Raw genomic sequence first — 18,329 nt, 5'->3', positions numbered from 1 at the left:
GGGCCGCTCCGTGCAAGCGCGGCCCGCCGTGCCCCTTTCGCGTGGGATTCCCGCGGGGGACCTCAGAGGGTCTTGCCGGTGACGGCGCCGACCAGCAGCCGGTCGCCGACCCGGTCGACCCGCACCGTGTCGCCGTCGCGGACCTCTCCGGCCAGGATCTCCCTGGCCAGCTGGTCGCCGATGGCGGTCTGCACCAGGCGGCGCAGCGGGCGGGCGCCGTACGCGGGGTCGTTGCCCTCCTCGGCGAGCCAGTCCAGCGCCTCGTCGGTGACGTCGAGGGCGATCCGCCGGTCGCGCAGCCGGACCGCGAGGCGGTCGGTCTGCAGCCGGGCGATGCGGCGCAGCTCGTCCTTGTTCAGGGCGCTGAAGACCACGATGTCGTCGAGCCGGTTGAGGAACTCGGGCTTGAAGGACGCCCGCACCGTCTCCAGCACGCTCTCCTTCTTCTCCTCGGCACTGAGCACCGGGTCGACCAGGTACTGGCTGCCGAGGTTGGAGGTGAGGACGAGGATGGCGTTGCGGAAGTCGACCGTGCGGCCCTGGCCGTCGGTGAGCCGGCCGTCGTCCAGCACCTGCAGCAGGACGTCGAAGACCTCGGGGTGCGCCTTCTCCACCTCGTCCAGCAGCACCACGGAGTACGGGCGGCGGCGCACCGCCTCGGTCAACTGGCCGCCCTCCTCGTAGCCGACGTACCCGGGCGGGGCACCGACCAGGCGGGCGACGGAGTGCTTCTCGCCGTACTCGCTCATGTCGATGCGGACCATGGCCCGCTCGTCGTCGAAGAGGAAGTCCGCCAGCGCCTTGGCCAGCTCGGTCTTGCCGACGCCGGTCGGGCCGAGGAAGAGGAAGGAACCCGTGGGGCGGTCGGGGTCGGCGATGCCGGAGCGCGAGCGGCGCACCGCGTCGGCCACCGAGCGCACGGCCTCGGTCTGGCCGATCAGGCGCTTGCCGAGCTCCTCCTCCATGCGCAGGAGCTTCTGGGTCTCGCCCTCCATCAGGCGGCCGGCCGGGATGCCCGTCCAGGCGGCGACCACGTCGGCCACGTCGTCCGGGCCGACCTCCTCCTTGACCATGGTGCCCCGCTTGGCCACCTCCTCGGCCTCGGTGGCCTCGGCGAGCTCCGCCTCCAGCTTCGGCTTCTCGCCGTACAGCAGCTTGGACGCGGCCTCGAAGTCGCCGTCTCGCTGGGCGCGCTCGATCCGGGTGGTCAGGTCGTCCAGGCGCTCCTTGAGCTCGCCGACCCGGTTCAGGCCCTCCTTCTCCTTCTGCCAGCGGGCGGTCAGGCCGCGCAGTTCCTCGTCCTTGTCGGCGAGGTCCTTGCGCAGCTTCTCCAGGCGCTGCTTGGAGGCCTCGTCGGTCTCCTTCTCCAGAGCCATCTCCTCCATGCGCAGGCGGTCGACCGAGCGCTGCAGCTCGTCGATCTCGACCGGCGAGGAGTCGATCTCCATGCGCAGCCGCGAGGCGGCCTCGTCGACCAGGTCAATGGCCTTGTCCGGCAGGAAACGGGCGGTGATGTAGCGGTCGGAGAGGGTCGCGGCCGCGACCAGGGCGGCGTCGGAGATCTGCACCTTGTGGTGCGCCTCGTAGCGTCCCTTCAGACCGCGCAGGATCGCGATGCTGTCCTCGACGCTGGGCTCGGCCACCAGCACCTGCTGGAAGCGGCGCTCCAGGGCCGGGTCCTTCTCGATCCGCTCGCGGTACTCGTCGAGCGTGGTCGCGCCGACCATGCGCAGCTCGCCGCGGGCCAGCATCGGCTTGAGCATGTTGCCGGCGTCCATGGCGGAGTCGCCCCCGGCGCCCGCGCCGACGACGGTGTGCAGCTCGTCGATGAAGGTGATGATCCGGCCGTCGCTGGCCTTGATCTCCGCCAGCACGGCCTTCAGCCGCTCCTCGAACTCACCGCGGTACTTCGCGCCCGCGACCATCGCGCCCAGGTCCAGGGCGACCAGCCGCTTGTTGCGCAGGCTCTCGGGCACGTCGCCCTTGACGATGCGCTGCGCCAGGCCCTCGACGACGGCGGTCTTGCCGACGCCGGGCTCACCGATGAGCACCGGGTTGTTCTTCGTGCGCCGCGAGAGCACCTGCACCACGCGCCGGATCTCGTTGTCCCGGCCGATCACCGGGTCGAGCTTGCCCTCGCGGGCCGCCGCGGTGAAGTCCGTGCCGTACTTCTCCAGCGCCTTGTACGTGCCCTCGGGGTCGGGTGTCGTCACGCGCTGACCTCCCCTGATCTGCTCGAAGGCGTCCTGCAGTCCACTGCCGGTCGCACCGGACCGCTCCAGCAGCTCACCGGCCGCACCGCCCTTGAGGGCGATGCCGATGAGCAGGTGTTCGGTGGACACGTACGCGTCCCCGAGTTCCTCGGCCCGCCGTGCCGCGTCGGCGATCACGGCGAGCAGTTCACGGTTCGCCTGCGGCGGCGCCACCGTACTGCCCTGCACGCTGGGCAGCCCTGCCAGCAGCCGCTCGGCGCCCGAGCGCACCGCGGCGGCGTCCGCGCCGGTGGCCGCGAGGACGTCCAGCACGCTGTCGTTCCCGGGCTGCTCCAGCAGCGCCAGCAGCAGGTGCGCGGGGGTCAGGTCCGCATGCCCGGCCGAGACCGCCACGGTGTTGGCGGCGTTCAGGGCCTCCCGGCTCTTGTTGGTCAGCTCGGCGTCCACGTCCGCGTGCTCCTCCTTGTCGGCCCACCATCGAAGCTGCTTTTTCCAGCGTAAGACAAGTTGAGTCTATTCCACTCAAGGTTGGTTTCCAAGGAGAAGGCCGGACGTGACGCGCGTCGCCCCCGGGTACGGCCCCGCCGGGCCCCCCGCTCAGCCGGGTACGGTCGGTCCATGGCCATCGACCCCCGCAGCCCCGGACCCGGCTACCTCGCCTTCTGGCGGGAGTACCTCATGAGCACCCTCACCACCCACCGCCCCGACGGCACCCCGCACGTCGTGCCGGTCGGCGTGACGTACGACCCGGAGGCCGGGCTGGCCCGGGTGATCACCAACAAGGCGAGCCGCAAGGTCGCCCACGTACTGGCGGCCGGGGCGGAGGGCGCCCGGGTCGCGGTGTGCCAGGTCGACAAGGGGCGGTGGGCGACGCTGGAGGGCGTGGCCCGGATCAACACCGACCCGGACGCCGTCGCCGACGCGGTACGGCGCTACGCCGAACGGTACGGCCGCACCCCCGCCCCCAACCCGGACCGGGTCGTCGTCGAGATCGCGCTGACCCGCGCCATGGGCCGCGCCTGACGCACCGCCCCCGCCCCGCCGCCGGCCGGACACCTCCCCGCCCGTCGCCGCCCCTGCCCGCCCGGGCCCCCGCGGCCCTGTCGATCCCGTCCCGCAAACACCCCTGCGTGCTGCATGATTGACGCTCCGGCAGATTCGGACGAGGTACGGCTACGGGGAGGTGCCCGGCTGTGGCACGGGTTGTGGGAATCGATCTGGGCACGACGTACTCCGCGGTCGCGGTGGCGGACCGGACCGGCACCGCGTCCATCGTCCGCAACCGCGAGGGCGAGAACATCACCCCGTCCGTGGTGATGTTCCAGGGCGACGTCGTCGTCGTCGGCTCGCAGGCCAAACGCTCCGCGGCCACCGCCCCGGACCACGTGGTGCAGTTCGTCAAGCGCTACATGGGCGAGCCCACCCCGGTCTACACCTCGGAGTCCGGCACCCCCTTCCGCCCCGAGGAGATCTCCGCGCTGATCCTCAAGCGGCTCAAGGAGGACGCCGAGATGATGCTCGGCGAGCCCGTCGAGCGCGCCGTGATCACCGTCCCCGCCTACTTCGACGACGCCCGCCGCAGGGCCACCCAGGACGCCGGCCGGATCGCCGGACTGGAGGTGCTGCGGATCGTCAACGAGCCGACCGCGGCCGCCCTGGCGTACGGCCTCGACCAGGACGAGGACGAGCGGGTCGGCACCGTCCTCGTCTACGACCTGGGCGGCGGCACCTTCGACGTCACCGTGATGAGGGTCGAGGACGGCGAGTACGACGTCGTCGCCACCGACGGCGACCGCAACCTCGGCGGCTTCGACTGGGACGGGGCGCTGATGGAGCACCTCAACGGCGCCTTCATGGCGGCCGGCGGCCCCGACCTCACCGACGACACCGCCACCCTCGCCGAACTGCGCGACAAGGCCGAGATCGCCAAGCGGACCCTGTCCAACGCCCCGCAGGCGGTCGTCATGCTCTCGGCCGGCGGCCGGCACGAGCAGATCCGCGTCACCCGCGAGAAGTTCGACGAGCTCACCGCCGAACTGCTGGACCGCACCCGCATCCTCACCGAGGGCGTGCTGGAGGAGTCCGGGCTGGGCTGGGGCGCCATCGACAGGGTGCTGCTCGTCGGCGGCTCCACGCGCATGCCGCAGGTACCGGCGCTGGTCGAGCGGCTGTCGGGGAAGACCGCGGAACGCGGCGTCAACCAGGACGAGGTGGTCGCCCTGGGGGCCGCGCTGATTGCCCTGGACGCCGAGGTCCGCGCCGAACAGGCCGCCGAGCGCAAGAAGTACATCGGCAGCGGCGCCCACGTGGAGTCCGCCCCGGGCGACGGCCTCGCCCGGCTCACCAAGGGCCGCGTGAAGTCCATCAAGGACGTCACCTCGCAGTCCCTCGGCATGGTCGCCGTCCGCGACGACGCCCCCCGCTCGCCGGAGTACAACGCGGTGATCATCCCGCACAACACCACGGTCCCCGCGAAGGAGAGCGACACCTTCCACACGATCCGGGAACGCCAGACCGCGCTGCGGGTGCAGGTCACCGAGGGCGAGGGCGAGGACCTGGACTACGTGAAGGTCGTCGGCGAGAGCACCCTGAAGATCCCGCCGTACCCCAAGGGCGCGCCCTTCGAGGTGTTCTACGCCTACGACGTGGACGGCATCATCCACGTCGAGGTCAAGGACCTCACCTCGGGGGAGTGGCTCGGCGAGTTCGAGGTCGAGCGCCCGGACAACCTGGGTGGCGAGGAACTGGAGGAACTCAGCGACCGCGTGGCCCGCACCGCGGCCCTCTGAACGGAGCGGGAGCCGACACGCCATGACCACGACGGACGTGCCCGACTACTACGCCGAGTTCGGCCTCGGCACCGGCGACAGCGCCGAGGAGATCGGCAGGAAGCTCGACCGCGAGCACCGCAGCTGGGCGGGGAAGGCGAGCAAGGCCCCCACCGCGGACAAGCGCCGCGAGGCCGAGGACAAGGTGCGCCGCGTACTGGAGGCCCGCAGGGCGCTCACCGACCCCTCCGCGCGCGCCCTTTACGACCAGCGGCTGGCCCGCTCGCGGAAGAAGGGACCGGAGCCCCGGGAGCCGAGGGTCCCACGGCCCGCGCCCGGCCCCGCCGTACGCGACTGGGTGGGCATCGCCGAGCGGAACATCGAGGAGGGCGACCTCCAGGCCGCCGAGTACGAGCTGCGCCAGGCCGTGCACCACGACGACCGCAACGCCTACGCCTGGCGGCTGCTGGGCGCCGTCCACCAGGACCTCGGCGCGTACCAGGACGCCCTCCAGGAGCACCGCAGGGCGCTCCAGCTGGCCCCGGACGACGCCGCGAACCACCTGATGATCGGCAACGTCCACACCGCCCTCGGCGACCACCACACGGCGCTGACCTGGTACATGAAGGCCGACGAACTCGCCCCGGGCGACCTGGCGACCGAACTCGCCGTCGGCGACGGCCTCTACGCCTCCTCGCGCTTCGACGATGCGCTGACCTGGTACGAGAAGGCCCTCGCGCACAGCCCGGGCCACACCGGGCTGCGCGACCAGATCAGCCGCATCTGGTCGCTGCGCGCCGAGGGCGCGATGGTCACGCACCCGGTCAGCCGCCGGCTGGTCGTCGCCTCGGAGGAGTGCGCCCGGCGCATCCTGCACTGCGTCGACCAGGGCCTGGCCGTACGTCCCGTCGACCCGGACCTGGTGGGGCGGCTGGAGTTCTACCGGGGCCTGGCGGCCGAGTCCCTGGGCAAGACGTGGCGGTGGCACCGGCGCATGCTCTGGATCGTGGTCCCGGCCGTCGTGCTGCTGCTCACCCCGGTCAAGGCGTACGCCGTGTTCGTGGTGGTCGCCGCCCTCGCGCTCATCGCGTGGATCGGCTTCAGGCCGCGCTGGTGGCACACCCGCGCGTCCCTCCCCCGGCACCTCCTCACCCCGCCGCCGCAGTCCTGGAGCCGCGCATGAGCACGCCGCCGCCGCTGCCACCGCAGCCTCCGCAGGTTCCGCCCGTGCCGGTGGTGCCCGTGGTGCCGCCGCCACCCCTGCCGGTGGTGCCCCCGCAGCCCCCCGCGCCGCCGCAGGTGCCGCCGGAGGGCCCCGCCCCGCAGACCGCGGAGGAGCCCGCGCCCGACCCCCTGGCCGTGGTGGCCGACGCCGTCGACGGTCTGCGCGAGGAGATGGCCGCGCTCGGCGACCAGTTCCGCCGCCGGCTGCTCAACGACCGCGAGGGACGGCGCGGTCTGGACGAACTGCGCGCCGAGCTCGACCACAGCCGCAAGGCCGCCGAGGGCCGGCTGGTGCAGCCGCTCCTCTACGACCTCGTCCTCCTGCTGGACCGCGCCGACCGTCACCCCGGCGACGACGGCGGCTTCGCCGCATCGGTCGGCGCCGAGTTGCTGACCCTCCTGGAGAAGTACGGCATGACCCGCATCCCGGTCACCGCGGGGCGCTTCGACCCCGCCCTGCAGGAGGCCGTGGGCACCGTCCCCGCGCCCAGCCCGGAACTCGCCGGCGACGTCGCCGAGGTCGTACGCCACGGCTACCGCATGGCGGACCGCGTCGTCCGCCCCCAGCAGGTCCGCGTGCACGCCGTCACCTGAACCGAGGAGCCCCGGATTGCCCAGGACCACCCAACTGCGGACCTACACCATCAAGCCGGAGATGCTCGACGCCTGGCTCCGCCTGTGGCACACGGAGATCGTGCCGCTGCGCCGCGCCCACGGCTTCGAGGTCGGCCTGGCCTGGGTGGACCGCGAGCGCGGCCAGTTCGTCTGGCTGATCGCCTACGACGGCGAGGACGGCTTCGCCGCCGCCAACGCCCGCTACTGGAACAGCCCCGAACGCGAGCGGATGCCACTGCAGCCCGAGGACTACCTCGTCGGCAGCGAGGTCCGCGACGTCGAACCCGCCTGAGCCGCCGCCCACACCGCGGCCGCCACCCACACCGGCAGCCACACGGCCGCCACCAGGGCGCCCGCCCCGGCCGCCGCACCCGCCACGCCCATCTCCCGGCGCCGGGCCCACACCGACCCGGCGCCGCCCACCACGAGCAGCGCCGCCACCACCGGGACCGGGACCAGCCCCGCGTACCGCGGCACGTCCACGTCCCCGTACGCCGCCACGCCCACGCTGACCAGGGCCAGCGCCATCAGCCCGGCGATCCACCACGGCCCCTCGCGCCGCGCGGCCAGCCGCAGCCCGGCCCACATCGCCACGGTCGCCAGGCCCACGTCCACGCCCTCCGCGCCCCAGTTCGTCCCGAGCGGCACCGCGCCGGCCACCATTCCCACGGCCAGCCCCACCACGATCCCCGCTCCGACGCCCCTGTGCGGCATACGGACCGCCTTCCCCACCACGCGCCCCACATGCCCGCCCCGCCCCCGCGGACCACCCCTTCGGCGGGGCCGCGGCCCGCGAACGGCACAGCATGATCACGGGGTCCCGCAACGACTTGGCACAACCGTTCGACGCCTGTCAAGCTCCTCCCCAGGGAGGGATCTTTGACCACGTCCACACGCGCCCGCGCCATCGCGCTCGCGTTCGCCACGACCGCCGCGGGCCTCGCCCTGCCGGCCGGCGCCGCACACGCGGCCACCACCTGCTCCACCGGGGTGTGGGTCGCGTCGTACTACGGCAACACCACCTTCAAGGGCACTCCGAAGAAGACCGCCTGCGACACCTCGATCAACGAGAACTACGGCACCGGCGACCCCGCCGGCGTCACCTTGCCGAAGGACAACTTCGGCGTCCGCTGGAACCTCACCCGGGACTTCGGCTCCGGCGGCCCCTTCACGTTCACCGCCGCCGCGCGCGACGGCATCCGCGTCTACCTCGACGGCAGCCGCAAGATCGACCTGTGGAAGGACGTCTCCACCACCCGGACCAAGACGCTCAACCTCACGATCCCCAAGGGCAGGCACAGCCTCCGCGTCGACTTCGCCGCGTTCAAGGGCAGCGCCAACGTCAAGTTCACGTACGCGCCCCGCACGTCGGCGTCGGTGGACAAGACCAAGCCGTTGACGCCGACCGGGCTGAAGGCCCCGGCCAGCGGGCACGCGTTCGTCCTCGCGTGGACCAAGGGCGCGGAGATGGACCTCGCCGGGTACCGGGTCTACCGGCGCACCGGCACCGGCGCCTGGGCCCGGATCGGCGGCACCGCGCTCGTGACCTCGACGTCCTTCCGCGACCTGCCGTCCGCCACCGGGGCGAAGTACGGGTACGCGGTCACCTCCGTCGACAAGGCCGGCAACGCCTCCGCGATGTCGTCCGCGGTGACGGTCACCTCGATCGACGAGCAGGCCCCGTCCGTGCCGACCGGCCTGAAGGCCGCGGTCACCGCCGACGGCAAGGGCTACGCCCTGACCTGGAACGCGGTATCGGACGCCAAGCAGTACCGGGTCTACCGGTCGACGTCGGCGGCGGGCCCGTGGACACAGATCGGCACGCCGACGACCGCGTCGTACACGGACACCACGGCAGCCGCCAAGACGACGTACGTCTACGCCGTCACGGCGCAGGACGCCGCGGGCAACGCTTCCGCCAGGTCGGCGAACGCGAGCGCCGCCCCGCTGGTGATCCGGCCGGACACACCCCGTGACGTGGCGGCGACGCCCCTCAAGGACCTCCTCGGCGTCGAGTTGACGTGGAGCCTCCCCAGGGCGCAGGCCGTCGGAACGTACACGGTGTACCGCTCGACCACCTCGCCGGTGAACCCGGCCACCGCGACCCCCGTCGGCTGCACGGTCCACCGCGAGGGCAACCTCGGCTCGGACCCGGCCCGGTACAGCTGTACCGACAACGGCATGTTCCTGCACCGCGGCGTGACGTACCACTACGCCGTCACCCAGACCGCCGACGGCGTCGCTTCGCTCCCCTCCAACGAGGTGACCTTCACCGTCCCCGGCGACGAGGAACCCCCGGCCGCGGTCACCGGACTCACCGCCGAGGCGACCGAGTACGGGGTGCGGCTCGACTGGAACCCCAACACCGAGCCGGACCTGGCCCGGTACATCGTCTACCGCGGTGAACTGCTCGAGGACCTGGAGGAGCCGGTCTGCTACGGCGTCGAGTCGACCGAGCTGGAACCGGACGCCACCGAGTACCTCGGCGCCCGGCTGCCCGACGGCGAAACGGCCTGCTACTTCGTCGACGTCGTGGACACGTGGGGCAACTCCCGCTTCAAGTCCACCCATGAGGCCGATGTGGTGACCTTCACCGAACTCGACCTCACCCCGTCCGTCGCCACCCCGGACGACTCGCCCGTCACCGTGCAGGCCAAGGGCACGGACGGCGGGGTCGATCTGTCGTGGGAGCCCGTGACGGCGGCCGTCGGTTACCGCGTCGAGCGCTGGAACCGGGAGGCCGGCGAGTACCAGGCGCTCACCGCGGAGGCCGTGACCGGCACCTCCTGGACCGACACCACCGCCACCCGCGGTACCACCCACTTCTACCGGGTGACCGCGCTCTACGCGGACGGCACGGAGTCGCAGCCGGGCGGCGACCACGTCATCCTGCTGCCGTAGCACCTCGACACCACCGGGCGGGCCTTGCGATTATCGCAAGGCCCGCCTACCCTTTTTCCATGGACCCGCATGTCATCGAACGTGTACGCACCGTGATGGACGCGGCCGCGATGACCAAGGCCGCGTTCGCCCGACAGGTCGGGCTCACGCCCGACAAGCTGTCGAAGTCCCTGAGCGGCGTGCGCCGCCTCACCTCGCTCGACCTGGCGCTGATCGCGGAGGCGGGCGGCACGACCGTGGACTGGCTGCTGACCGGCAACGAGCCGCTGCGCCCCGCGCTCGCGGCCCGTACCCGGGGCGACGCCGCCGCCGACCCCGCCGGGGCGCAGGAGGTCGCGGCGCGGTTCGCCGACGCCTACGAGGTGCTGGAGCTGCTGGGCCGCGCGAGGGAGCTGCCCGCCGTGCCGGAGGTGGACGCGGCGGCGGAGCGGTACGCGGCGCAGGGCGAGCGGCTGGCCGCGCAGGTGCTGGAGCGGCTGCCGGCCGCGGAACTGGCCACGGACGAGCTGATCGCGGCGATGGAGGACCTCTTCGGGGTGGACGTCGCCATCACCGGTCTTCCCCGGGGTGTGGACGGACTCGCGTGGCAGGCCGACTCCTTCCGCCTCGTCCTCCTCGCACCCACCGACCTGTGGACGCGGCAGCGCTTCACCCTGGCCCACGAGCTCTGCCACATCCTCGCCAGGGACGCCCGCAGTGTCGTGGTCGAGTCCCGTGTCGCCCCGGGCCGGCAGAAGGACCTGGCCGAGGTACGGGCCAACGTCTTCGCCTCGCACCTGCTGATGCCCGCGCGGGAGTTGACCGAGGCCGCCGCCGCGGAGGGCGAGCTGACGGACCCCTCCTTCGAGCGGCTGGTCGTCCGCTTCCGCGTGTCACCGAGCGCGCTCGCCGCGCGGCTGCACCAACTCGGCCTGGTCGACGCCGCACGCCGCAAGCAACTGCGCGCCCTCACCACGGAGTCCTGCCACCTGCTCGCGGGCGCCGGCGACGCGTACCAGAAGCAGGCCTCGCGGGCCTCGGCGGAACGCTTCCCGCCCCGTGTCGCCTCGGAGTTGTACAAGGCCTACCTGGCGGGGGAGACGACCCTGCGCCCGTTGGCCGCGCTGCTGGACACCGACGTGGAGCGGCTGCACGGACTCCTCGCGCCCGAACCGCCGCCGGGCAACGGCGTCGAGCACCAGGACGCGGAAGAAGGGGACCTGGTCTTCCAGCCATGACCACGTGGTGGTTCCCCGACAACACCGTGCTGTGCAACTTCGCCGCCGTCGACCGGCTGCTCCTGCTGGAGAAGGTGCTGGACGGCCGCGGACGCTGGACCCAGGCCGTGGCCTGGGAGGCCGCCCGCTCCGCGCGCTTCCTGCCGCGGCTGGCCGGGCTGGCGGAGGCCGGGTGGCTCGGCGAGCCCGTGGAGATCACCGAGGGCGCCGAACTGCGGGAGGTGGACCGGCTGCGCCGGGCGGTCTTCGGCGGCTCGTCCCACTTGCCGACCAAGCACCTCGGCGAGGCCGAGACCTGTGTGCTGATCACCCGGCGGCGCGAGTTCCGGGGCTCGGTCTGGATCACCGACGACCGCTCGGCCCGCGACTTCGCGCGGCGGCGCGGGATCACCACCAAGGAGACCTTCGACCTGATGCGTCAGGCCTGCGCCGAGAGGCTCGTCCCCGCGGCGGAGGGCCACCGGCTGCTGGAGGCGATGGTCGCCTCCGGGCGCCGTCTGCACCGCGTCTCGCGGGGTCCCGAGGACCTGACGGGGACCTAGACCCGGCTCATTCCGGCCGCTTGGGCCGCCACACCACCAGCGCGGAGGTCTGCTGGACGTCCTGGTAGGGCACCAGGTCACGCCGGTAGGAGGCGTGGACGGCGGCCTCGCGCTGCTGCATGGCCGCCGCCGCGCCCTCGAGGGCCGCGGAGAGCTCGGCGACCCGCGACTGCAGGGCCGCCACCTGGTTCTCCAGTTCGATGATGCGCTTGATGCCCGCCAGGTTGATGCCCTCGTCCTGGGAGAGCCGCTGAACCTCGCGCAGGAGTTCGATGTCACGAGCCGAATAACGACGGCCGCGCCCGGCCGTGCGGTCGGGCGAGACCAGGCCGAGGCGGTCGTACTGGCGCAGCGTCTGGGGGTGCAGCCCGGAGAGCTGGGCCGCCACCGAGATGACGTAGACGGGTGATTCGTCGGTCAGCTCGTACGGGTTGCGGCCCCGTCCGCCACGCATGCCGCCGCTCGTGTTCATCGGCTCAGACTCCCTTCGCGGCCTTGAACAGCTCTTCCCGCGGGTCGGTGTCCGCGGTCGCCTCCCGGTACGCCTCCAAGGCGTCCAGCGCCTTGCCCTCGGTGGCCTCCGGGACGGCGACCTCGATCGAGACCAGCAGGTCCCCGCGGGTGCCGTCCTTGCGGACCGCGCCCTTGCCGCGGGCCCGCAGCGTGCGCCCGTTGGGCGTGCCCGGGGGCAGCTTCAGGGTCACGGGGGGACCGCCGAGCGTCGGGACCTTGATCTCCCCGCCCAGCGCCGCCTCCACGAAGGTGACGGGCACGGTGACGGTGAGGTTGTCGGCCTTGCGCCCGAACACCGGGTGCGCGTCGACGTGCACGGTGACGTACAGGTCGCCGCCCGGGCCGCCGCGCTCGCCCGGCGCGCCCTTGCCGCGCAGCCGGATGCGCTGCCCGTCGGTGACGCCGGCCGGGATGCGCACCTGCATGGTGCGCGCCGACCGGGCCCGGCCGCTGCCGCCGCAGACCTCGCAGGGGTCCTGCGCGATCAGGCCGCGGCCCTTGCAGTCCGTGCACGGGTCGGTGAGCGAGAAGCTGCCGCTGCCGCCGCGCGAGACCTGGCCGGTGCCGACGCAGGTCGGGCACACCCGCGGCGTGCCGTTCTTGTCACCGGTGCCGGAGCAGGCCTTGCAGGGGGCCTGGCTGGTCATCTTGAGCGGCACCGTGGCGCCGTCGACGGCCTCGGTGAACTTGAGCGTCACCTCGGTCTCGATGTCCTGGCCGCGCCGCGGCTGCGTACGGGTCGTGCCTCCCGCACCGCGGTTGAACAGCCCGCCGAACACGTCGCCGAGGCCGCCGCCGAAGCCGCCGCCCTGGGGGGCGGTGCCGCCGGGGCCACCGCCGAAGAGGTCACCGAGGTCGAAGCCGAACCCGCCCGCGCCGGCCGGGCCGGGACGGAAGCCGCCGTTGCCGAAGAGGGCGCGGCCCTCGTCGTACTCCTTGCGGCGCTTGGGGTCCGACAGGACGTCATTGGCCTCGGAGATCTCCTTGAAGCGCTCCTCGGCCTTGGCGTCGCCCTTGTTGGCGTCCGGGTGGAACTCGCGGGCGAGCTTCCGGTACGCCTTCTTGATCTCCGCCTCGGTGGCGTCCTTCGGGACGCCGAGGACCTTGTAGAGGTCCTTCTCGAACAGGTCCCTGCTGATGCTCATCCCCGGCGTCCCTCCTTCCGTCCGCCACCCACGTCAGCCCTGCTCCGGGCCACCGTTCTCCTCGTCCGCCGTGTCGTCGTTCTTCTGCGTGCCCTGCGAGCCCGGCTGGGGCTCGGCGACGGCCACCCGCGCGGGGCGGATGGTGCGTTCACCGATGCGATACCCGGGCTGCAGGATCTGCACGCAGGTCGTCTGAGTGACGTCCGGCGAGTAACTGTGCATCAGGGCCTCGTGCACCAGCGGGTCGAAGGGCTCGCCCTCCTTGCCGAACTGCTGCAGGCCCATCTTGGCCGCGACCGTCTCCAGGGACTCGCCGACCGACTTGAACCCGCCGACCAGCTCCTTGTGGTCCCGGGCCCGGCCGATGTCGTCGAGCACCGGGAGCAGCTCGGTGAGCAGGTTCGCGATCGCGATCTCGCGGACCGCGATCCGGTCCCGCTCCACCCGGCGGCGGTAGTTCTGGTACTCCGCCTGGAGCCGCTGGAGGTCCGCCGTGCGCTCACCGAGCGCCGTACGCACCTGGTCCAGCTGCGCCTGCAGAGCGACGCCTGTGTTCGCGTCCCCGGCCGGGGCCGCCGGGCCCGCCTGGTCGGCGGACCCGGCGCCGGGCCCCGCCTCGCCGGGGGACTCCCCCGGCGAGGTGGAACCGGCCTCGGCAGAGGGGACGACAGGCTCCTCTTCGAAGCCCGGGGTCTCCTCCGTCACGCGGCACCGTCCTTCTTGTCCTCGTCGACGATCTCGGCGTCGACGACGTCGTCGTCGGCCTGGGCCCCGCCCGCGGCACCGGCGGCACCGGCCGCGCCGCCCTCGGCCTGGGCGTTGGCGTACAGCGCCTGGCCCAGCTTCTGCGAGGTGGCGGCGACCTTCTCGGTGGCCTCGCGGATGGCGGCGGAGTCCTCGCCCTTCAGCTTCTCCTTGAGGTCCTCGACAGCCGCCTCGACCTCGGTCTTGACGTCACCGGGGACCTTGTCCTCGTTGTCCTTGAGGAACTTCTCGGTCTGGTAGACGAGCCCCTCGGCCTGGTTGCGGGTCTCGGCGGACTCGCGGCGCTTGTGGTCCTCGTCCGCGTACTGCTCGGCCTCGCGCATCATGCGGTCGATGTCGTCCTTCGGCAGCGCGGAGCCACCGGTGACGGTCATGCGCTGCTCCTTGCCGGTACCGAGGTCCTTGGCGGAGACGTGCATGATGCCGTTGGCGTCGATGTCGAAGGCGACCTCGATCTGCGGGATGCCGCGCGGGGCCGGCGGCAGGCCGGTCAGCTCGAACATGCCGAGCTTCTTGTTGTACGCCGCGATCTCGCGCTCACCCTGGTAGACCTGGATCTGCACCGACGGCTGGTTGTCCTCGGCCGTGGTGAAGATCTCCGAACGCTTGGTCGGGATCGTGGTGTTGCGCTCGATCAGCTTGGTCATGATGCCGCCCTTGGTCTCGATGCCGAGGGACAGCGGGGTGACGTCGAGGAGCAGGACGTCCTTGACCTCGCCCTTGAGGACACCGGCCTGGAGCGCGGCGCCGATGGCGACGACCTCGTCCGGGTTGACGCCCTTGTTGGCGTCCTGACCGCCGGTCAGCTCCTTGACGAGCTCGGCGACGGCCGGCATGCGGGTCGAGCCGCCGACGAGGACGACGTGGTCGATCTCGGAGAGCTGGATGCCCGCGTCCTTGATCACGTTGTGGAACGGGATCTTGCAGCGCTCCAGCAGGTCCGAGGAGAGCTGCTGGAACTGGGCGCGGGTGAGCTTCTCGTCCAGGTGCAGCGGGCCCTCGGCGGACGCCGTGATGTAGGGCAGGTTGATCGAGGTCTCGGTGGACGAGGACAGCTCGATCTTCGCCTTCTCGGCGGCCTCGCGCAGACGCTGCAGCGCCATCTTGTCCTTGGACAGGTCCACGCCGTGACCCGAGGCGAACTGCTTCACCAGGTAGTCGACGATGCGCTGGTCCCAGTCGTCACCACCGAGGTGGTTGTCGCCGTTGGTGGCCTTCACCTCGACGACGCCGTCGCCGATCTCCAGCAGCGAGACGTCGAAGGTGCCGCCACCGAGGTCGAAGACGAGGATGGTCTGGTCGTCCTTGTCCAGGCCGTACGCCAGGGCGGCGGCCGTGGGCTCGTTGACGATGCGCAGGACGTTCAGGCCCGCGATCTCGCCGGCCTCCTTGGTGGCCTGGCGCTCCGAGTCGTTGAAGTACGCCGGGACGGTGATGACCGCGTCGGTCACCTTCTCGCCCAGGTAGGCCTCGGCGTCACGCTTCAGCTTCTGCAGGATGAAGGCGCTCATCTGCTGCGGGTTGAAGTCCTTGCCGTCCAGGTTGATCTTCCAGTCGGTGCCCATGTGGCGCTTGACCGACCGGACGGTCCTGTCGACGTTGGTGACGGCCTGGCGCTTGGCGACCTCGCCGACGAGCACCTCGCCGTTCTTGGCGAAGGCGACGACGGACGGCGTGGTCCTGGCACCCTCGGCGTTGGTGATGACGGTGGGCTCGCCGCCTTCGAGAACGCTGACGACGGAGTTAGTCGTGCCCAGGTCGATGCCGACCGCACGTGCCATGGTGGATTCCTCCAGCTGCCTACTTGAGTGGAACTGGCTCAAGGGTGCCGCACAGCTCCCACTCTGTCAACAGACCTGAGTCGTGGCGACTCAACTTATGCGCCAGCCCTCCGCGCACGGGCGGCCACGGCGAGCGACCGCGGCGGCTCCCGGGCGTCCCGCGGCCTCCGGGGGCCGCGGGACGCCCGGGGAAGGCACCCCTCAGCGACACAGATCACCGGCGGCGCGGCTGCGCACGTACGCCGATACTGGGTAGTCTCAGGAGAACCGAATAAGTTACTGCTTAGTATTCAGCCGGGCATCAGCCCCGAGCCTCCGCTCTCGCAGGTCCGAGGAGCCCCGAAATGCAACTCGCCGCGATCATCGTGTCGCTGGTACTCGCCGTGGTCGGCGTTGCGCTGTTCAGCCGCGCCATCGCCCAGATCTACCGGTTCGTACGACTCGGCCAGGACGTCCCCGCGGGCACCCGCACGGACGACTGGCGCGCACGCACCGTCACGGTCGTCCGGGAGTTCCTCGGCCACACCCGCATGAACCGCTGGGGCGTGGTCGGCGTCGCCCACTGGTTCGTCGCCATCGGCTTCTTCTCGCTCGTGCTCACCCTGGTGAACGCCTTCGGCCAGCTGTTCGTCGCCGACTGGGCGCTGCCGGTCATCGGCCACTGGCTGCCGTACGAGGTGTTCGTCGAGTTCATCGGCCTGATGACCACGCTCGGCATCCTCACCCTGATCACGATCCGCCAGCTGTCCCGGCCGGGCCGGGCCGGCCGCAAGTCCCGCTTCGCGGGCTCCAACACCGGCCAGGCCTACTTCGTCGAGTCCGTCATCCTCATCATCGGCCTCGCCATCATGACGCTGCGCGGCCTGGAGGGCGCCCTCGCGGAGGTGCACGGCTACGAGGCCGCCTACTTCGCCTCGTACCCGCTGGTCGCGGCCTTCAGGGGGCTGGGCGTCGGCACGCTGCAGAACCTGGTCTACCTGACCGCGATGATCAAGATCGGGACCTCGTTCATCTGGATGATCACGGTCGGCCTCAGGACCGACATGGGCGTCGCCTGGCACCGCTTCCTGGCCTTCCCGAACATCTGGTTCAAGCGGAACGCCGACGGCGCCGTGGCGCTCGGCGCCCTGCTGCCGATGGCCTCCGGCGGCAAGCCGATCGACTTCGAGGACCCGGGCGAGGACGACGTCTTCGGCGTCAGCCAGGTGGAGCAGTTCTCCTGGAAGGGCATCCTCGACTTCTCCACCTGCACCGAGTGCGGCCGCTGCCAGTCGCAGTGCCCCGCCTGGAACACCGGCAAGCCGCTCTCCCCCAAGCTGCTGATCATGTCGCTGCGCGACCACGCGCACGCCAAGGCGCCCTACCTGCTGGCCGGCGGCGGCAAGACCATGGAGGGCGAGGAGAAGGCCTCCGAGGAGCAGCTCGCAGCCGTCCCCGCGGCGGCCCTCGCCGAGGCCGAGCGCCCGCTGGTCGGCACCGCCGAGGAGAACGGCGTCATCGACCCGGACGTCCTGTGGTCCTGCACCACCTGCGGCGCCTGCGTCGAGCAGTGCCCGGTGGACATCGAGCACATCGACCACATCGTCGACATGCGCCGCTACCAGGTGATGATCGAGTCCGCGTTCCCGTCCGAGGCGGGCACGATGCTCAAGAACCTGGAGAAGAAGGGCAACCCCTGGGGCCTGCCCAAGAAGCAGCGCCTGGCGTGGGTCAAGGAGGTCGACTTCGAGGTCCCCGTCGTGGGCGAGGACATCGAGGACCTCACCGAGGTCGAGTACCTCTACTGGGTCGGCTGCGCCGGTTCCCTGGAGGACCGCGCCAAGAAGACCACCAAGGCCTTCGCCGAACTGCTGAACATCGCGGGCGTCAAGTTCGCGATCATGGGCGGCGAGGAGAACTGCACCGGTGACTCCGCCCGCCGCCTGGGCAACGAGTTCCTGTTCCAGCAGCTCGGCGCCGAGAACGTCGCCATGCTGAACATGGCCTTCGGCGAGGACGACGAGGACGAGTCGACCCGCAGGCCCAAGGCGCAGAAGAAGATCGTCGCCACCTGCCCGCACTGCTTCAACACCCTGGCGAACGAGTACCCGCAGCTCGGCGGCGAGTACGAGGTCATCCACCACACCCAGCTGCTGCAGCACCTGGTCGACGAGGGCAAGCTCGTCCCCGTCACCCCGGTCGAGGGCATCATCACCTACCACGACCCCTGCTACCTGGGCCGCCACAACAAGGTCTACACGCCGCCGCGCGAGATCATCGCCAAGGTGCCGGGTCTGCGGAACGAGGAGATGCACCGCCACAAGGAGCGCGGCTTCTGCTGCGGCGCCGGCGGCGCGCGCATGTGGATGGAGGAGCGGATCGGCAAGCGCATCAACAACGAGCGCGTGGACGAGGCGCTGTCCCTGAACCCGGACATCGTCTCCACCGCCTGCCCGTTCTGCCTGGTGATGCTCTCCGACTCCGTCAACGGCAGGAAGAACGAGGGCAAGGCCAAGGAGACGCTGCAGGTCGTCGACGTCTCCCAGCTGCTGCTGGACTCGGTCAAGACCCCGCTCGACCCCGACGGCGAGCCGGAGGCGGCCGGCGAGCCGCAGCCGGAGCCCGCGAAGTAGCCCGCCCGGTACGGTCCGGGTGCCCTGCCCGGA

The 18,329-nt window shown here is 71.6% G+C and carries 15 protein-coding genes; 9 read left to right on the top strand and 6 right to left on the bottom strand.

What is annotated here, in order from left to right:
* Window positions 1-62 precede the first annotated feature (62 nt).
* Window positions 63-2,660: an ATP-dependent chaperone ClpB gene (clpB, locus tag ACZ7MY_RS04665; RefSeq protein ID WP_499599576.1), complete on the bottom strand. Its 2,598-nt coding sequence runs from the start codon at window positions 2,658-2,660 to the stop codon at window positions 63-65.
* A 171-nt stretch (window positions 2,661-2,831) separates the two neighbouring features.
* Here clpB and ACZ7MY_RS04660 point away from each other — a divergent pair, with 171 nt between their 5' ends.
* From ACZ7MY_RS04660 to ACZ7MY_RS04640, 5 genes are all read left to right on the top strand, one after another.
* Window positions 2,832-3,236, top strand: coding sequence for a pyridoxamine 5'-phosphate oxidase family protein (locus tag ACZ7MY_RS04660; RefSeq protein ID WP_499599574.1), 405 nt, complete (start codon window positions 2,832-2,834; stop codon window positions 3,234-3,236).
* A 170-nt stretch (window positions 3,237-3,406) separates the two neighbouring features.
* Window positions 3,407-5,002, top strand: coding sequence for an Hsp70 family protein (locus ACZ7MY_RS04655; RefSeq protein WP_499599571.1), 1,596 nt, complete (start codon window positions 3,407-3,409; stop codon window positions 5,000-5,002).
* Between the two features lie 22 nt (window positions 5,003-5,024).
* A complete protein-coding gene (locus ACZ7MY_RS04650) occupies window positions 5,025-6,164 on the top strand; it encodes a tetratricopeptide repeat protein (protein ID WP_499599570.1) in 1,140 nt (379 codons plus the stop codon).
* The gene (grpE, locus tag ACZ7MY_RS04645; protein WP_499599568.1) at window positions 6,161-6,799 is read left to right on the top strand and encodes a nucleotide exchange factor GrpE; all 639 of its coding nucleotides are present in this window, start codon (window positions 6,161-6,163) and stop codon (window positions 6,797-6,799) included. Before ACZ7MY_RS04650 ends, grpE (ACZ7MY_RS04645) begins: the two co-directional genes overlap by 4 nt.
* A 16-nt stretch (window positions 6,800-6,815) precedes the next feature.
* Window positions 6,816-7,112 (top strand): NIPSNAP family protein, encoded by a 297-nt coding sequence (locus ACZ7MY_RS04640; RefSeq protein ID WP_499599566.1) that lies wholly within the window; start codon window positions 6,816-6,818, stop codon window positions 7,110-7,112.
* On the opposite strand, the gene ACZ7MY_RS04635 is transcribed toward ACZ7MY_RS04640, so the two are convergent.
* Window positions 7,070-7,534, bottom strand: a complete 465-nt coding sequence (locus tag ACZ7MY_RS04635; protein ID WP_499599565.1) for a hypothetical protein — start codon at window positions 7,532-7,534, stop codon at window positions 7,070-7,072. The genes ACZ7MY_RS04640 and ACZ7MY_RS04635 overlap by 43 nt on opposite strands.
* Before the next feature lie 165 nt (window positions 7,535-7,699).
* On the opposite strand from ACZ7MY_RS04635, the gene ACZ7MY_RS04630 reads away from it, so the two are divergent.
* From ACZ7MY_RS04630 to ACZ7MY_RS04620, 3 genes are read left to right on the top strand one after another with little or no spacing between them, the layout of a single operon-like run.
* On the top strand, window positions 7,700-9,721 hold the full coding sequence (locus tag ACZ7MY_RS04630; RefSeq protein WP_499599563.1) for a PA14 domain-containing protein: 2,022 nt from the start codon (window positions 7,700-7,702) through the stop codon (window positions 9,719-9,721).
* Between the two features lie 59 nt (window positions 9,722-9,780).
* The gene (locus ACZ7MY_RS04625) at window positions 9,781-10,938 is read left to right on the top strand and encodes an ImmA/IrrE family metallo-endopeptidase (protein WP_499599561.1); all 1,158 of its coding nucleotides are present in this window, start codon (window positions 9,781-9,783) and stop codon (window positions 10,936-10,938) included.
* The gene (locus ACZ7MY_RS04620) at window positions 10,935-11,480 is read left to right on the top strand and encodes a PIN domain-containing protein (protein ID WP_499599559.1); all 546 of its coding nucleotides are present in this window, start codon (window positions 10,935-10,937) and stop codon (window positions 11,478-11,480) included. The genes ACZ7MY_RS04625 and ACZ7MY_RS04620 overlap by 4 nt, the downstream gene beginning before the upstream one ends.
* A gap of 7 nt (window positions 11,481-11,487) precedes the next feature.
* Here ACZ7MY_RS04620 and ACZ7MY_RS04615 read toward each other — a convergent pair whose 3' ends face one another.
* The 4 genes from ACZ7MY_RS04615 to dnaK are packed head-to-tail and all read right to left on the bottom strand — an operon-like array spanning window position 11,488 to window position 15,684.
* A complete protein-coding gene (locus ACZ7MY_RS04615) occupies window positions 11,488-11,952 on the bottom strand; it encodes a heat shock protein transcriptional repressor HspR (RefSeq protein WP_361789985.1) in 465 nt (154 codons plus the stop codon).
* A 4-nt stretch (window positions 11,953-11,956) separates the two neighbouring features.
* The gene (gene dnaJ / locus ACZ7MY_RS04610; protein WP_499599557.1) at window positions 11,957-13,138 is read right to left on the bottom strand and encodes a molecular chaperone DnaJ; all 1,182 of its coding nucleotides are present in this window, start codon (window positions 13,136-13,138) and stop codon (window positions 11,957-11,959) included.
* Window positions 13,139-13,171: 33 nt separating this feature from the next.
* Complete coding sequence (grpE, locus tag ACZ7MY_RS04605; RefSeq protein ID WP_499599555.1) at window positions 13,172-13,843, bottom strand: nucleotide exchange factor GrpE; 672 nt, start codon at window positions 13,841-13,843, stop codon at window positions 13,172-13,174.
* Window positions 13,840-15,684, bottom strand: coding sequence for a molecular chaperone DnaK (gene dnaK, locus ACZ7MY_RS04600; RefSeq protein ID WP_499599553.1), 1,845 nt, complete (start codon window positions 15,682-15,684; stop codon window positions 13,840-13,842). Before dnaK ends, grpE (ACZ7MY_RS04605) begins: the two co-directional genes overlap by 4 nt.
* Before the next feature lie 344 nt (window positions 15,685-16,028).
* Here dnaK and ACZ7MY_RS04595 point away from each other — a divergent pair, with 344 nt between their 5' ends.
* Complete coding sequence (locus tag ACZ7MY_RS04595) at window positions 16,029-18,296, top strand: (Fe-S)-binding protein (protein ID WP_499599551.1); 2,268 nt, start codon at window positions 16,029-16,031, stop codon at window positions 18,294-18,296.
* Window positions 18,297-18,329: the final 33 nt, after the last annotated feature.

The sequence above is a fragment of the Streptomyces sp. NPDC111520 genome (genome assembly GCF_055635295.1).
Note: the sequence above shows the minus strand (reverse complement) of the source record. Positions and strands in the feature narration are given on the sequence as shown.

What these genes read in the sequence shown, in the direction of transcription:
- dnaJ (WP_499599557.1), bottom strand. Translation starts at nt 13,138, where the DNA reads ATGAGCATCAGCAGGGACCTGTTCGAGAAGGACCTCTACAAGGTCCTC.
- grpE (WP_499599568.1), top strand. Translation starts at nt 6,161, where the DNA reads ATGAGCACGCCGCCGCCGCTGCCACCGCAGCCTCCGCAGGTTCCGCCC.
- ACZ7MY_RS04635 (WP_499599565.1), bottom strand. Translation starts at nt 7,534, where the DNA reads ATGCCGCACAGGGGCGTCGGAGCGGGGATCGTGGTGGGGCTGGCCGTG.
- ACZ7MY_RS04595 (WP_499599551.1), top strand. Translation starts at nt 16,029, where the DNA reads ATGCAACTCGCCGCGATCATCGTGTCGCTGGTACTCGCCGTGGTCGGC.
- dnaK (WP_499599553.1), bottom strand. Translation starts at nt 15,684, where the DNA reads ATGGCACGTGCGGTCGGCATCGACCTGGGCACGACTAACTCCGTCGTC.
- ACZ7MY_RS04650 (WP_499599570.1), top strand. Translation starts at nt 5,025, where the DNA reads ATGACCACGACGGACGTGCCCGACTACTACGCCGAGTTCGGCCTCGGC.
- ACZ7MY_RS04615 (WP_361789985.1), bottom strand. Translation starts at nt 11,952, where the DNA reads ATGAACACGAGCGGCGGCATGCGTGGCGGACGGGGCCGCAACCCGTAC.
- ACZ7MY_RS04620 (WP_499599559.1), top strand. Translation starts at nt 10,935, where the DNA reads ATGACCACGTGGTGGTTCCCCGACAACACCGTGCTGTGCAACTTCGCC.
- ACZ7MY_RS04625 (WP_499599561.1), top strand. Translation starts at nt 9,781, where the DNA reads ATGGACCCGCATGTCATCGAACGTGTACGCACCGTGATGGACGCGGCC.
- ACZ7MY_RS04660 (WP_499599574.1), top strand. Translation starts at nt 2,832, where the DNA reads ATGGCCATCGACCCCCGCAGCCCCGGACCCGGCTACCTCGCCTTCTGG.